This window comes from Noviluteimonas lactosilytica (assembly GCF_020866925.1).
Taxonomy (GTDB): Bacteria; Pseudomonadota; Gammaproteobacteria; order Xanthomonadales; family Xanthomonadaceae; genus Noviluteimonas; species Noviluteimonas lactosilytica.
In genome coordinates, this window is record NZ_JAJGAK010000001.1 from 1522050 (window position 1) to 1537127 (window position 15078).

At 67.2% G+C, this 15078-nt stretch carries 13 protein-coding genes; 2 read left to right on the forward strand and 11 right to left on the reverse strand.

All coding sequences use genetic code 11. The features are described 5' to 3' along the window. Positions 1-22 precede the first annotated feature (22 nt). The 11 genes from hslU to LK996_RS07390 form a co-directional block, all read right to left on the reverse strand. Entirely contained in the window at positions 23-1366 is a 1344-nt protein-coding gene (hslU, locus tag LK996_RS07340) for an ATP-dependent protease ATPase subunit HslU (protein ID WP_484549425.1), read from the reverse strand. Between the two features lie 35 nt (positions 1367-1401). Beyond that, complete coding sequence (hslV, locus tag LK996_RS07345) at positions 1402-1941, reverse strand: ATP-dependent protease subunit HslV (protein ID WP_230526467.1); 540 nt, start codon at positions 1939-1941, stop codon at positions 1402-1404. Positions 1942-2123: 182 nt separating this feature from the next. Continuing rightward, positions 2124-3038: a tyrosine recombinase XerC gene (gene xerC, locus LK996_RS07350; RefSeq protein WP_230526468.1), complete on the reverse strand. Its 915-nt coding sequence runs from the start codon at positions 3036-3038 to the stop codon at positions 2124-2126. Between the two features lie 14 nt (positions 3039-3052). Further along, entirely contained in the window at positions 3053-3727 is a 675-nt protein-coding gene (locus LK996_RS07355) for a DUF484 family protein (RefSeq protein WP_230526469.1), read from the reverse strand. After that, positions 3724-4581 (reverse strand): diaminopimelate epimerase, encoded by an 858-nt coding sequence (gene dapF, locus LK996_RS07360; RefSeq protein ID WP_230526864.1) that lies wholly within the window; start codon positions 4579-4581, stop codon positions 3724-3726. Before dapF ends, LK996_RS07355 begins: the two co-directional genes overlap by 4 nt. A 16-nt stretch (positions 4582-4597) precedes the next feature. After that, positions 4598-4855, reverse strand: coding sequence for an LPS translocon maturation chaperone LptM (lptM, locus tag LK996_RS07365; RefSeq protein WP_230526470.1), 258 nt, complete (start codon positions 4853-4855; stop codon positions 4598-4600). A 13-nt stretch (positions 4856-4868) separates the two neighbouring features. Then, positions 4869-6971 (reverse strand): S9 family peptidase, encoded by a 2103-nt coding sequence (locus LK996_RS07370; RefSeq protein ID WP_425493715.1) that lies wholly within the window; start codon positions 6969-6971, stop codon positions 4869-4871. A gap of 57 nt (positions 6972-7028) precedes the next feature. Continuing rightward, positions 7029-9167, reverse strand: coding sequence for a prolyl oligopeptidase family serine peptidase (locus LK996_RS07375; protein WP_230526472.1), 2139 nt, complete (start codon positions 9165-9167; stop codon positions 7029-7031). Between the two features lie 61 nt (positions 9168-9228). Further along, positions 9229-9414 (reverse strand): hypothetical protein, encoded by a 186-nt coding sequence (locus LK996_RS07380; RefSeq protein ID WP_230526473.1) that lies wholly within the window; start codon positions 9412-9414, stop codon positions 9229-9231. Positions 9415-9544: 130 nt separating this feature from the next. Continuing rightward, positions 9545-10453 carry a patatin-like phospholipase family protein gene (locus tag LK996_RS07385; protein WP_230526474.1) on the reverse strand — a complete coding sequence of 303 codons (909 nt, stop codon included), beginning with the start codon at positions 10451-10453 and terminating at the stop codon, positions 9545-9547. Beyond that, the gene (locus tag LK996_RS07390; RefSeq protein WP_230526475.1) at positions 10453-11421 is read right to left on the reverse strand and encodes a helix-turn-helix transcriptional regulator; all 969 of its coding nucleotides are present in this window, start codon (positions 11419-11421) and stop codon (positions 10453-10455) included. Before LK996_RS07390 ends, LK996_RS07385 begins: the two co-directional genes overlap by 1 nt. A 42-nt stretch (positions 11422-11463) precedes the next feature. On the opposite strand from LK996_RS07390, the gene LK996_RS07395 reads away from it, so the two are divergent. Beyond that, a complete protein-coding gene (locus LK996_RS07395) occupies positions 11464-14343 on the forward strand; it encodes a molybdopterin oxidoreductase family protein (protein ID WP_230526476.1) in 2880 nt (959 codons plus the stop codon). Beyond that, positions 14340-15077 carry a 4Fe-4S dicluster domain-containing protein gene (locus tag LK996_RS07400; RefSeq protein ID WP_305068719.1) on the forward strand — a complete coding sequence of 246 codons (738 nt, stop codon included), beginning with the start codon at positions 14340-14342 and terminating at the stop codon, positions 15075-15077. Before LK996_RS07395 ends, LK996_RS07400 begins: the two co-directional genes overlap by 4 nt. Position 15078: the final 1 nt, after the last annotated feature.

A 15078-nucleotide genomic window follows, 5' to 3' on the forward strand; every position in this document is an offset into this window, starting at 1 on the left:
TGGCGAGGGAGGGTGGTCGCGTTCAGAGGATGTAGCGCGACAGATCCGGGTCTTTCACCAACTCGCCCAGGTGCGAGTCGACGTACGCACGATCGATCGTCAGCATCGTGCCGTCGCGATCCGGCGCCTCGAAGCTCAGCGTGTCGAGCAAGCGTTCCATCACCGTGTGCAGGCGACGCGCGCCGATGTTTTCCTGGCGCTCGTTGACCTGCTCCGCGATGTCGGCGAGGCGATCGATCGCCTCGTCGTCGAAACGCAGCGCGACGCCTTCGGTCTTCAGCAACTCGACGTACTGGCGCGTGAGCGCGGCGCGCGGCTCGGTGAGGATGCGCACGAAGTCGTGCTTGCTCAACGCCGAGAGTTCGACGCGGATCGGGAAGCGGCCCTGCATTTCGGGAATCAGGTCGCTCGGCTTGGCGAGGTGGAACGCGCCCGAGGCGATGAACAGGATGTGGTCGGTCTTCACCGGGCCGTACTTGGTGCTCACCGTCGAGCCTTCGACCAGCGGCAGCAGGTCGCGCTGCACGCCTTCGCGCGAGACGTCGGCGCCGTAGCCTTCCGAACGCTTGGCGACCTTGTCGATCTCGTCGATGAAGACGATGCCATGCTGTTCGCAGGCGTCGATCGCGGCGGCGCGGATGTCGTCTTCGTTGACCAGCTTGCCCGCCTCTTCCTCGATCAGCAGCGGGCGCGCGGCCTTGATCGACAACCGCTTGGTGTGGGTCTTGCCGCCCGCGACCTGCGAGAACATCTGCCGCAGCTGCTGGCCCATTTCCTCCATGCCCGGCGGCGCCATGATGTCGACGCCGACGTTCACCGCGACTTCGAGTTCGATCTCGCGCTCGTCGAGCGCGCCGCTGCGCAGCTGCTTGCGCAACTTGGCGCGCGTGGCGGTTTCTTCCGGCGAGACTTCTTCGGGTGTCTCTTCGCTGGTGAAGCCGAACACGGTCGCGACCTGGCGCTTGGGCAGCAACGCCGAGAGGATGCGGTCTTCCGCGCGTTCCTCGGCCTGCGTGCGCACGCGCAGCTTGGCCTGCTCGCGATACATCTTCACCGCGGTGTCGGCGAGGTCGCGCACGATCTGCTCGACGTCCTTGCCGACGTAACCGACTTCGGTGAAGCGCGTGGCTTCGACCTTCACGAACGGCGCGTTGGCGAGCGTCGCCAGGCGGCGCGCGATCTCGGTCTTGCCCACGCCCGTGGGGCCGATCATGAGGATGTTCTTCGGCATCACTTCGTCGCGCAGGTCGGGTTCGAGCTGCATGCGGCGCCAGCGATTGCGCAGCGCGATCGCGACCGCGCGCTTGGCGGCCTGCTGCCCGACGATGTGCTTGTCGAGCTCCTGCACGATCTCGCGCGGAGTCATGGTGGAGGAGGAATGCACGGCGGCGAGATTGTTCATCAGAGCTCTTCGACCACGATGTTGCGGTTGGTGTAGATGCACACGTCGCCGGCGATCTTCAGCGACTCTTCGACGACGGCCCGCGCATCGAGCGTCGTGTGTCCCATCAGCGCGCGCGCCGCGGACAATGCGAACGGACCGCCGGAGCCGATCGCGATGATTCCGTCCTCGGGTTCGATCACGTCGCCCGTGCCGGAGATGATCAGCGAGGTCTCCTTGTCAGCGACCGCGAGCAGCGCCTCGAGTTTCCCGAGGCGGCGCTCGGTGCGCCAATCCTTGGCCAATTCCACCGCGGCGCGGGTGAGTTGGCCGTGTTTTTCGAGTTTCGATTCGAACAGTTCGAACAGCGTGAACGCATCGGCCGCGGCGCCCGCGAAACCGGCGAGCACCTGGCCTTCGCGGCCGAGGCGCCGCACCTTGCGCGCGTTCGCCTTCATCACGGTGTTGCCGAGCGTGACCTGGCCGTCGCCGCCCACCGCGACCTTCCCGTCGCGACGGACGGAGACGATGGTGGTGGCGTGGAAGCGTTGGGGATCCATGGGGGGACTGGCTCCGGGAAGCGTGTCCGGATCAGTTGGGGACGGCTGCTTTGGGGATCAAGCGGGGAAACGGGAAACATGAAGCGGGAAACGGGAGATTGGGCGCGAAGCGGCGTCACGGGCGCGTGCCGAATCGAGGTCAACCGATCTTCGGCTTATCGACTTCGCCCAACGACGGGCGCTCAGCTCCCGTTTCCCGTTTCCCCTTTCCCGCTTTTCCTGCGCGCCCGCGGATGCGCCGCGTCGTACACCTTCGACAAATGCCCGAAGTCGAGGTGCGTATAGATCTGCGTCGTCGAGATGTCCGCGTGGCCCAACAGTTCCTGGACGCCGCGCAGGTCGCCGGAGGATTCGAGGACGTGGCTGGCGAAACTGTGGCGCAGCAGGTGCGGATGCACGCGCTTGAACAGGCCCTGCCGCTGCGCGAGCGTGCGCAGCCGCAGTTGCACGGCGCGCGGCGTGATGGCGCCGTTGCGGCCGGGGAACACGAACGCGTCGTCGACCGGCCGTCGCTCGGTCTTCCACTCGGTCAGTGCCGCGCGCGCGAACGAACCGACCGGCACGCTGCGCTGCTTGCTGCCCTTGCCGAGCACGGTGACCAGGCCACTCGTGAGGTCGAGATCGCGCCAGCGCAGCGCGCAGAGTTCGGACAGCCGCAGGCCGGAGGAATAGAACAGTTCGAGCAGCGCGCGATCGCGCAAACCGAGCGGCGCATCGGTCGGCACTTCGACCAGCGCCTTCGCTTCGTCGGGATCGAGCACCTGCGGCAACTTGCGCGGCGCCTTCGGCGCGCGGATCGGTTGTGCGGGATTGGCCTGGATGCGGCCATGGCGCAGCAGCCAGCGATAGAAGCTGCGGCACGCCGACAACCGCCGCTGCAGGCTCTTCGGCGACAGGCCGCGGCGATGTTCCGATGCGATGAACGTGCGCAGTTGTTCGGTGTGGATCGCGTCCACGTCGATGCCCTGCGCTTCGGACCATGCACGCAACGATTCGAGATCGCGGCGATATCCGTCGAGCGTGTGCGGCGACATGCGCCGCTCCACGTGCAGATGCGCGAGGTACGCATCGATCGAGGGCATGTCGATCGAGCCCATGTCGATCGTGGACGTCAGCCCGGGAAGCGTTGCAACGCCGCCGACAAGGCTTCGCCCATCATGCGCAGGAACAGCGTGCCCATGCCCGGGAAGAAGCGATTGGGATCGCGACTGCCGACCGCGACGAGACCGACGCCCGGCAGCGACAGCAACGCGGTGGACTGCACGTCCTCCGCGCGCATGCCGTACAGCAGCGCGTGCTTGTCGGGATGCAGGCGGCCGCAGATCGGTTCGCCGTCGACGATCGCGTCGCGGAACGGCGCCAGGCGCGCGTCGCCGAGCGGGATCGATTGCCACCAATCGACGTCGTCCAGGCCCGACACCGCGTCGAACGTCACGATGCGCACGAGGTCGCCCTGGAAATCCTCTTCGAGCGACGCCGCCATCGCGCGCAGCGTCGTCGCCGGCGTGTCCTGGCGCATGAGGTTCAACGCGAGCTGGTGCGTGCGCACCGCGAGGCGTTCGTTCTCCTGCGCGTTGCCGAACAATTCCTGCAGGCGACGCGAGAGCTCGCGATTCTTGTCGCGCAACACTTCGAGCTGGTAGCTCGCCAGCGACGCGGCGGGCCCGTCTTCGCGCGGCACCACGAGGCTCACCGCGAGATCGGGGAACTGCTTGAGGAACGTCGGGTGTCGCCGCAACCACGCAGCGACTTCATGCGCGCCGAGCTTCTCGGTCGTCTCGATCATGGCAACCACTCCCCTTCGAACACGAATGCGGCCGGACCGGCCATGGTGATCGGGCTGGCGTCGTCGGGCCAGGCGATCGAAAGCTCGCCGCCCGGCAGGGCGACGACGATGTCGCGATCGACGCGGCCGCGCCGCATCAGGATCGCCGCGGCGGCGCAGGCGCCGCTGCCGCAGGCCAGCGTTTCGCCGACGCCGCGTTCGTACACGCGCAACCGGATGCGATCGCGCGATTCGACCTGCGCGAAGCCGACGTTCACCGATTCCGGGAACGCGCGGCTGCGTTGCAGCGCCGGCCCCTGCACGCCGACGCGCGCGGTGGCGATGTCGTCGACTTCGATCAACGCGTGCGGATTGCCCATCGACGCAGCGCCGAAGTGCAGCGTCTGCCCATCGATCTCGATGTCGTACGCATCGCGCGGCTGTTCGCCCTGTTGCGCGAGCGGCACGTGCGACGGCACGAAGTCGGGCACGCCCATCGCGATGCGATAGCGCGCATCAGGCAACACGTCGACGGCATGCGTGCCGGCCGGGCTGTCGAGCTCGAAACGCGGTCCGCGCGCAGTGCCGTCGCGCACGACCCACGCGGCGACGCAGCGCGCGCCGTTGCCGCATTGCTGCGCCTGCGAGCCGTCGGCGTTCCAGATGCGGTAGCTCGCGGACGCGTTCGCGCTGCGCGGCGCTTCGATCGTGAGGATCTGGTCGCAGCCGACGCCCGTGTGGCGATCGGCGAGCGCGCGGCACAGCGCCGCGTCGGGCGCGGCCTGGCCGTGGCGCAGGTCGACGACGACGAAGTCGTTGCCCGCGCCGTGCATTTTGGTGAAGCGCAGGGAGCGGCCGCCGGCCGCGTGCGGCATGGTCATCGCATCGGATTCAGCGCGGCGTTCCGGTCGACCCATCGTCGTTGTCGATGTCGGGAACGGTGCTCGCGCTCGGCGGCATGACGGTGCCGCTTTCTGCAGGCAACACGATGGATCCGTTGTCCGCCGGCATCACCGTCGTGTCGGCGGCCGGCATCTCGGGCGGGCCGCCCTCGACGTTGGGCACGCGGATCAACGGACCCTTGTTGCCGCACCCGGCGAGCGGGAGGGCGGCAACCAGGAGGGCGGCCATGAGGCGATTGCGATTCATGGCCGCCAGTGTGTCACTTCGCGGCGGTGATTTGCACGTTCGAGGCGCCGAGCTGGTCGAGCAGGAACGCGTACATCTCCGACAGCTCGCGATACCGGCGAAACCGGCCCGACTTGCCGCCGTGGCCCGCTTCCATGTTGACGCGGAACAGCACCGGGCGATCCGCGCCGGCGGTGTCGAGGTCGCGCAGGCGCGCGACGTACTTGGCCGGTTCGAAATACTGCACCTGCGAATCCCACAGGCCGGTGCCCACGAACATCGCCGGGTACGCCTGCGGCTTCAGGTTGTCGTACGGCGAGTACGACAGCATGTACTCGTAGTAATCCTTCTTTTCCGGATTGCCCCACTCGTCGTATTCGTTGGTGGTGAGCGGGATGGTCGGATCGAGCATCGTGGTCACGACGTCGACGAAGGGCACCTGCGACAGGATCACGCGGTACTTGTCGGGCGCCATGTTGGAGATCGCACCCATCAGCAGGCCGCCGGCGCTGCCGCCGTACGCGGCGACGCGATCCTTCGACGCATAGCCTTCCTCGACCAGGAAGTCGGTGACGTCGATGAAGTCGGTGAAGGTGTTCTTCTTGTTGAACAGCTTGCCGTCGTCGTACCACTTGCGGCCCATCTCCTGGCCGCCGCGGATGTGGGCGAGCACGTACACCATGCCGCGGTCGAGCAGGCTCACCGCCGGGAGGTTGAAGCCCGGGTCGGTGGACGAACCGTAGCTGCCGTACGCGTACTGCAGGAGCGCGGCCGTGCCGTCCTTCTTGAAGCCCTTCTTGTAGACGACCGAGACCGGGATCTTCGTGCCGTCGCGCGCCGTCGCCCACAGTCGTTCGGTCGTGTACTTCGACGGGTCGTAGCCGATCACCGGGTCGCGCTTCATCAGCTTGCGCTCGCCGGTCTTCGTGTTGAGCTCGTACACCGTGGCCGGCGTCGTCATCGACGTGTAGGTGTAGCGCAGCCAGTCGGTGTCCGGTTCGGCGTTGATCGACAGGCCCATGCCGTACGCGGGTTCGTCGGCCTTCACGTATTCGGACTTGCCGTCGGGGCGCAGCAGGCGCAGGCGTTCCAGGCCTTCGCTGCGTTCGGCGATGGCGGTGAAGCCGTCGAACAGTTCGAAGCCGTCGATGAAGACGTCTTCGCTGTGCGGCACCCATTCCTGCCAGTCCTTGCGCGAGGTCGACCCGTCGGCGGCGGTGACGATCTTGAAATTCTTCGCACCGTCGGCGTTGGTGTGGATCACCCAGCGGCCGTCGTGGTGGTCGGCGTCGTATTCGACGTCGCGTTCGCGCGGCGCGAGGACCGCGAAGTCCTGCGGATCGGCGGCGGACGCGCAGCGGAACTCGCTCGACACCGTGCTGCCCAGTTGGATACACAGGAACTTGTCGTCGCGCGTGCGGCCGACGCCCATGTAGAAGCTGTCGTCCTTCTCTTCGTAGACGACCACGTCGTCCTTCGCCGCCGTGCCGAGCACGTGCTTCTGCACGCGCGTGGTGAGCAGCGTCTTCGGGTCGTTCCACACGTAGAAGAGCGTCTTGTTGTCGTCCGCCCAGACGACATTCGCCGCGACGCCCGGCACTTCGTCCGAATAGATTTCGCCGGTCGCGAGGTTCTTCACCTTGATCGTGTACTGGCGACGACCGACCGCGTCTTCCGCCCATGCGAGCAACGTGTTGTCCTGGCTGGTTTCCCAGTCGCCGACGCTGAAGTAGCCCTTGCCTTCGGCCATCTTGTTGACGTCGAGCAGGATTTCTTCGGGCGCGTCCATCGTGCCCTTGCGGCGCGCATGGATCGGGTAGTCCTTGCCGGTTTCGAAGCGCGTGTAATACCAGTAGCCGCGCTCGAGGTACGGCACCGAGGCGTCGTCCTGCTTGATGCGGCCGACGATTTCCTCGTACACCTCTTCCTGCAACGGCTTCAGCGGCGACATGAAGGCGTCGGCGTACGCGTTCTCGGCGTTGAGGTACGCGAGCATCTCGGGGTTCTTGCGCGTGTCGTCGCGCAGCCAGTAGTACTCGTCGTTACGCTCCGCGCCATGCGGCGCCTTGACGACGTGCGGCTTCTTCGCCACGTCGGGCGGTTGCGGGAGGTCGGCGGCGAATGTGGTCGAAGTCATCAGGAGCGTCGTGAGCAAGGGGATCGAGAGTTTCATTGTCGGTCCGTTAGGGTCGGGTCACTTCGACAGTTCGTTCCAGAGGAACGTGTAGGCGAGGGCGTTCATGTGCGCGGACTGGGCGTTGTTCGCTGCCCCGCCGTGGCCGCCTTCGATGTTCTCGTAGTAGCGCACGTCCTTCTTCGCCTCGAGCATCTTCGCCATCATCTTGCGCGCGTGGCCCGGGTGGACGCGGTCGTCGGCGGTCGAGGTGGTGAAGAGCACCGGCGGATACTCCTTCGACGGATCGAAGAGCTGGTACGGCGAGAACGACTGGATGAATTCCCAGTCGGCCGTGTCGGGATCGCCGTATTCGGCCATCCACGAAGCGCCCGCGAGCAAGTGGCTGTAGCGCTTCATGTCGAGCAGCGGCACCTGCACGACGATCGCGCCGAACAGCTGCGGGTACTGCACGAGCATGTTGCCCATCAGCAGGCCACCGTTGCTGCCGCCCATGATGCCGAGGCGCTTTTGCGTGGTGAGGCCCGACTTGACGAGGTCTTCGGCGACCGCGGCGAAATCTTCGTAGGCCTTGTGGCGGTTGGCTTTCAGCGCGGCCTGGTGCCAGCGCGGGCCGTACTCGCCGCCGCCGCGGATGTTGGCGACCGCGTACGCGCCACCCTTCTCCAGCCAGCCCTTGCCGACGCCGCCGGAATAGCCCGGCGTCATCGACACTTCGAAACCGCCGTAGCCGTACAGCAGCGTCGGCGTGGTGCCGTCGTTCTTCGCGTCCTTCGGCTTCACGAGGAAGTACGGGATGCGCGTGCCGTCCTTCGAGGTCGCGAAGTGCTGTTCGATGACGTGCGTGCGCGCGTCGAAGAACTGCGGGTTCGACTTGAGCGTTTGCGGCGCGGCGTCGTTCGACACGTCGGCGATCGCGAGCGTCGTCGGCGTCAGGTAGTCGGTGGCGGTGACCCACACCGCGTCGCTGTCGTCGGCATCGACCGGCGCGACGCTCACGGTGCCGATGGTCGGCGCACCGGCGAGCGGCTTGCGCGTCCATTCGCCCGCGGCCGGCGTGAGCACGAACAACTTGTTCTTCACGTCCTCCATGACGTTGAGGACCAAGTGGTTCTTCGTCCAGCCGAAGCTGGCGAGCGAGGTGTTGTCGGTGGGCGCGAACAGCACGGTGAAGTCGCGCTTGCCGGCCATGAAGTCGTCGAACTTCGTCGCGATCAGCGAGCCCGCGGCATACGTCGTGCCGCCGGCCTCGTACGCGTCGCGCAACTCCAGCACCAGCCATTCCTTGTGGACCGACTTGTTCGCCGAATTCGGCGCGTCGACCTTCACGAGCTTGCCGTCGGCGTCGCGCAGGAAGAGTTCATCGTTGTAGAACGCGATGACGCGATTGACGAAGTCGCGCTGGAAGCCCGGCGTGAGATCGCGCTGGGCGGCGATGTACATGTCCTGCGGCTCGCCTTCGTACACCTTCTGCGCTTGCGCCAGCGGCGTGCCGCGCTGCCACTGCTTGACGATGCGCGGGTAGCCGGAAGGCGTCATCGAACCGGGGCCGAAGTCGGTGTAGACGTACACCGTGTCCTTGTCGACCCAGCCCAGGCCGCCCTTCGCTTCCGGACGGAAGAAGCCGTCCTTCACCCACGTCCTGCTTGCGAGATCGAATTCGCGCGTGACGTCGGCATCCGAACCGCCGCGCGACAGCGCGACCAGGCAGCGCGTGTAATCGGGTTTCAGGCAATCGGCGCCGTGCCAGACCCAGTTTTCCTTTTCCGCGGCGTTGAGCGCGTCGAGGTCGAGGATGGTTTCCCACTTCGGGTCGGCCTTGCGGTATTCGGCGAGCGTCGTGCGGCGCCACAGGCCGCGCTCGTGGTTCTTGTCCTTCCAGAAGTTGTAGTAGTAGTCGCCGATCTTCTCGACGCCGGGGATCTTCGCGGTCGAATCGAGGATGGCGCGGACGTCGGTTTCGAGCTTGCGGAACTGCGGCGACTGCGCGAGCTCGGCCTCGCTCTTCGCATTCTGCTCGCGGACCCAGGCGATCGACTTGTCGCCCTTCACGTCCTCGAGCCACTGGTACGGGTCGTTCGCCACGGCGGGCTCCTGCTGCGCGGGGGTCCCCGTCGATTGCGCGAAGCTGGTACTGGCGGTGGCGGCGAGCCCGAAGGCGATTCCTGCGACGAGTCGGAAGGACGAACCCTGGGGCATGACGGCTCCGCGACGATAGGGAAGCCGTCACGCTATCACGGGCCCGCGATGCGGACCCGTGTCACCCCGCGCGGACGCGGCGCAGCGCCCACAACGCGCTGGCGGGCATCGCGACCAGCCACAGCGGGAGGAAGCCGATCAGCTGCGTGTTCGTGCGCGCCATCGGCAGCAGGAGGACGGCCAGGACGCCGATCGTGAGGAACGTGCGGAGAAAGCTGGCGGCGCGGGTGCTGTGGGCGGGATGCATGGCGTTGGGCTCCGTGTGTGTTGCGCGGAGCTTCGGCGCGCGTCATCTCAAAGGCTGCGAAACAGCGAAACAGGGGTCAGAGCACCATTTCCGTTGGAAATGGTGCTCTGACCCCTGTTTCGCCCGTTCTTCAGTAACCCGCTTCGTCGAGCGCCTTGTCGGCCTCGCGCCGGCCGATGTCGATCAACTCCTTCGCGCGCCAGAACTCGTAGAACTGGCAGGCATCTCGGGGGATGCGGATGACGAGTTCCGGCGGGTCGAGGGCCAGCTGCACGCGCGCGATCTGCGCCTGCATCGTGTCGAGCGAGCGCGCCATCAGGTCGGTGAAGCCCAGGCGCGTGCGCGCGGCGTCGGCCGAGGCGTCGCTCGCGCGCATGTGCATCCATGCGGTGAGCCAGCTGCGGCTGTTCGACGGGCCGGAAGGCGCGTCCTCTTCGGCCGGTTCGCCCGGCGGGCGTTGCGGCCAGCCGTGCATGTCGACGGCGACCAGGCGGTGCGCATCGGACAGGCGCGTGGCCGCGATCGGCAACGGCGCGAGCAGGCCGCCGTCCACCAGCGGCCGGCCGTGGATGATGTGCGGCGTGAACAGGCCCGGGATCGCGAAGGACGCGCGGATCGCGTCCCACATGTCGCCTTCGCGCAACCACACTTCGCGCTGGCGCAACACGTCGACGGCGACGGCGGTGAAATCGATCGGGAGTTCTTCGATCTTCGGCGAGCCCGCGATCTCGCGCAGCGCGGCGATCAGCCGCGTGCCTTCGAATAGTGCCGAACGCCCGAAGCCCGGATCGAGCAGCCGCAACATCGCGCCCCGATCCAGCGACAACAGCCAATCGCGATACGCGGGCAAGCGCCCCGACGCATGCAGCCCGCCGACCAGCGCGCCGCTCGAGGACCCCGCGATCGCCACGATTTTCAGGCTGCGCGCCTCGATCGCCTCGATGACGCCGATCTGCGCGAGCCCGCGTGCGCCACCCGCCCCGAGGACCAGCGCGATCTTTTCGTCGGTGCGGATCTTCGGGGGATCGGCGGGGGTCATCAGCGCTCGTAGTTCGAGATGGCGAGCGCGAGCAGCGCGCGCGCCTGTTCGCGCAGCGCCGGCGGTTCGACGATCTCGGCGTCGCTGCCGTAATGCAGCACGTCCATCAGCAACTCGCGCGAGTTGCTGTACGGCACCTTCAACTCGTAGCGACCGTCGGGCAGGAAGCGGCCCTGCTGCTGCGAATGCCAGCGTTCGTCGGCGACCCAGCGCGCGGCCTTCGGGCTGAACATGATCGTCGCCCAGTGCTTCGGCGGCCCGGAGAAGATGCCGTAGCTCGACGCCAGGTGTTCGTCGAGTTCGCTGTCCGGGAGATCGCGCGCTTCGCCTTCGCCCATCTTCGCCGTGCCGATGCGGTCGACGGCGAAGCTGCGCAGGCCCTCGCGGTCCTCGTCCCACGCATCGAGGTACCAGTTGTCGCGGTAATGAGTGATGCGTTGCGGCGACACGATGCGGCGCGTCTTCTCGTCGGTCGAGCGCGCGCGGTAGTCGAAGGAGAGCTTCTTCCGCCCCAGCACCGCCGAGGCGACGATGCGGAACACGTGTTCGTCGAGGCGGCGCGGGCGACTGGCGATCACGCGCACGCGTTCGACCGGCCAGCGCTTGCCGCCCGCCTGTTCCTCGAGCAGCTTCTCCACGCGCGATTGCAACGGCGCGAGCGCGGTCGACAGCAACCCGCCGCCGCTGCGCGCGAGCAACTGCTGCGCGGCGAGCAGCGCGTGCAGTTCCTCGGAGTTGAGCCACAGCCCGGGAAGTTCGAAGCGATCGCTTTCGCTCGCGTCGTACTTGAAGCCGGCCTCGCCGTCGCCCACCACCGGCGCCATCAGGCCGTCGCGCAGGAAGGCGAGGTCGCGGTAGACGGTGGCGCGCGAGCAGCCGAGTTCGTCCTGGAGGCGGGCCACCGTGACGGGGTAGCGCGCCGCCTTGAGCAGGCGATGCAGGGCGTTGATGCGTTCGTAGCGGTCCATGGGGGAATTAAAGCAGATGCGAACGTCCTACAATCGCTCCCCATGCGCGAGCCCGAGCTCAATCCGTCTCCGTCCCCCGGCGACGCCGTCCACGCGACGACCTGCTACATGTGCGCGTGCCGTTGCGGCATCAAGGTGTGGACCCTGGACGGGCGCATCCGCTACATCCAGGGCAATCCCGATCACCCGGTGAACCGCGGCGTCCTGTGCGCGAAGGGGTCGGCCGGGATCATGCAGCACTATTCGCCGGCGCGGCTGACGCGCCCGTTGCTGCGCACGGGCGAACGCGGCAAGGGCGAGTTCAAGGAAATCGAGTGGGACGAGGCGATGCGGATCGCGACGTCCTGGCTCGCGCCGCTGCGCGCGAACAACCCCGATGCCCTCGCCTTCTTCACCGGCCGCGACCAGTCGCAGGCGCTCACCGGCTGGTGGGCGCAGCAGTTCGGCACGGTCAACTACGCGGCGCACGGCGGTTTCTGTTCGGTGAACATGGCCGCGGGCGGCTTGTACACGCTCGGCGGCTCGTTCTGGGAATTCGGCGAACCCGACTGGGACCACACGCAGTACCTGATGTTGTGGGGCGTCGCCGAGGACCACGATTCCAATCCGATCAAGCTCGGGCTCGGGAAGCTCAAGGCGCGCGGCGCGAAGATCGTCGCGGTCAATCCGGTGCGCACCGGTTATGGCGCGATCGCCGATGAATGGATCGGCATACGCCCCGGAACCGACGGCCTGTTCGCGTTCGCGCTGATCCACGAACTGCTGCGCAGCGACCGCATCGACCTCGATTACCTCGTGCGTTACGCGAATGCGCACTGGCTCGTCGTGCGCAATCCCGGTGGCGCGGACGATGGCCTGTTCGCGCGCGACGCCGACGGCAAGGCGCTGTGCTGGGATCGCGAACGCGGCGCGGTGGATGCGCAGTCGATCGACATCGCGCCGGTGGTCGTCGGTGAATACGCGCTGCCCGATGGCCGCACCGCCGTCCCCGTCTTCCAGTTGCTCGCCGAGCGTTACCTCGATCCGCAATATTCGCCCGACGCGGTGAGCGAACGTTGCGGCGTGCCCGCGACGACGATCCGCCGCATCGCGCGCGAACTCGCGGCCGCCGCGTTCGACTCGAAGCTCTCGCTGCCGATCCGCTGGACCGATTCGTGGGGCCGCGAACACGACGAGATGGTCGGCCGTCCCGTGTCGATGCACGCGATGCGCGGCATCAGCGCGCACAGCAACGGCTTCCACACCTGCCGCGCGTTGCACGTGTTGCAGTTGCTGCTGGGCGCGGTGGATGCGCCGGGCTCGTTCCGCTTCCAGCCGCCGTTCCCGAAACCGCTGCCGCCACCCAATCGCCCCGGCAAGAAGCGCCGCGACGACGGTGGCCTCGACGCTGCGCCGCTCGGTTTCGTGCATGGCCCCGAAGACCTCGTCGTCGACGAAGACGGCCAGCCGCGCCGCATCGACCATGCGTATTCGTGGGCGTATCCGCTCGCCGCGCACGGGATGATGCACACGATGATCCGCAACGCGTGGGCGGGCGATCCCTACCGCATCGACACGCTGCTCATGTTCATGGCGAACATGAGCTGGAACTCGGCGATGAACACCGCCGAGACGATGCATTGGCTGACCGACAAGTTCGAGGACGGCGAATACCGCATCCCGCACATCATCTACAGCGATGCGTACGCGTCGGAGATGGTGGCGTACGCGGACCTCGTGCTGCCCGACACCACGTACCTCGAACGGCATGATGCGATCTCGCTGCTCGATCGCCCGATCTCCGATGCCGATGGCGCGAGCGACGCCATCCGCCATCCGATCTTCGATCCCGCCACGCAGCCGACCGACGACGGGCGCGCGCGCGACGTGCGCGGCTTCCAGTCGGTGCTGCTCGACCTCGGTGCGCGCCTGCGTTTGCCCGGCATGATCGAAGTCGACGGCACGCCGAAGTACCGCGACTACGCCGACTACATCGTGCGCCACGAACGCGCGCCCGGCGTCGGCCTGCTCGCAGGTTGGCGCGGCGAAGATGGTTCGCTCGAAGGCAAGGGCGCGCCGAACCCGAACCAGTTGCAGCGCTACATCGAACACGGCGGCTTCTGGCACACGCCTGTGCCGGACTCGGCGCGCTATTACAAGATGGCGAACCGCGATTACCTGCAGTGGGCGCATCGCCTCGGTTTCATCGGTAGCGACCAGCCGATCGTGATGCAGCTGTACTCGGAGACCTTGCAGAAGTTCCGCCTGGCCGCGCACGGCCATGGCGCGCTGCAGCCGCCCGACGAACACCGCACGCGCGTGGCGACGTACTTCGATCCGATGCCGATCTGGTACGAGCCGTTCGAGCACGACGAGACGTCGCGCGAAACCTATCCGCTCAGCGCCATCACGCAGCGTCCGATGTACATGTACCACGCGTGGGGTTCGCAGAACGCGTGGTTGCGGCAGATCCAGGCGCGCAACGCGCTGTACGTGCATCCGTCGACCGGTGCGAAGTACGGCTTGGCCGACGGCGACTGGGTCGACGTCGATTCGCACCACGGCACGATCACCGTGCAGGCGCGCTTCGCCGGCAACATGCAGCCCGACACCGTGTGGACCTGGAACGCGATCGGCAAGCGCCGCAGCGCGTGGCGTCTGGCGAAGGACGCGCCGGAAGGCACGAAGGGCTTCCTGCTCAACCATCTCATCTCCGACGTCACGCCGAAGGGCGAATACGCGAACGCCGATCCGGTGACCGGGCAGGCGGCGTGGTTCGACCTGCGCGTGCGCATCCGCAAGTCCGAAACGACGGGCGAAAGCGAACCGCAGTTCCCGCCACTGGCGTTTCGTGAAGCCGACGAGCGACCGCTGCGCTATGGCGCCGCCTCGCGCAATCGCGAACATCCCGGCAAGACCGAGCCGAACAAGAAAACACCATGACCGACCTGCCGCCGCCGTCGAAGAAGAAGCTCGGGCTCGTCATCGACCTCGACACGTGCGTGGGTTGCCACGCGTGCGCGACCGGTTGCAAGCAGTGGAACAGCGGCGGCGTCGCCGGCCCGGTGACCGACGAGAAGCCGTACGCGAAGGACCCGAGCGGCGTGTGGTTCAACCGCGTGCACAGTTACGAGGTCGCGCCGCTGGAAGAACAGCCCGCGATGACGCTGCACTTCCCGCGCTCGTGCCTGCATTGCGAAACGCCCGCGTGCGTCACCGTCTGCCCGACCGGCGCGAGCTACAAGCGCGCGTCCGACGGCATCGTGCTCGTCGACGAAGACAAGTGCATCGGCTGCAAGCTGTGTTCGTGGGCCTGTCCGTACGGCGCGCGCGAGTACAGCGAAGTCGAAGGCGTGATGAAGAAATGCACGCTCTGCGTCGACCGCATCTACAACGAGAACCTTCCGGAATCCGAACGCGAGCCCGCGTGCGTGCAGGTGTGCCCGACGCGCGCGCGCCATTTCGGCGACCTCGGCGATCCGGAATCGAAGGTCAGCAAGCTCGTCGCCGAACGCGGCGGCCTTCCGCTGCTGCCCGAACTCGGATACGCGCCGGTCAATCGCTACCTCCCGCCGCGCCCGCGTCGCGCGAACGAAGGCGATGTCGCGCTCGCCGATGCCCCGACTGAATCCGATGCCACGCCGAAGCGCTGGCTCGACCGTCTCCTTCGCCGCTGAG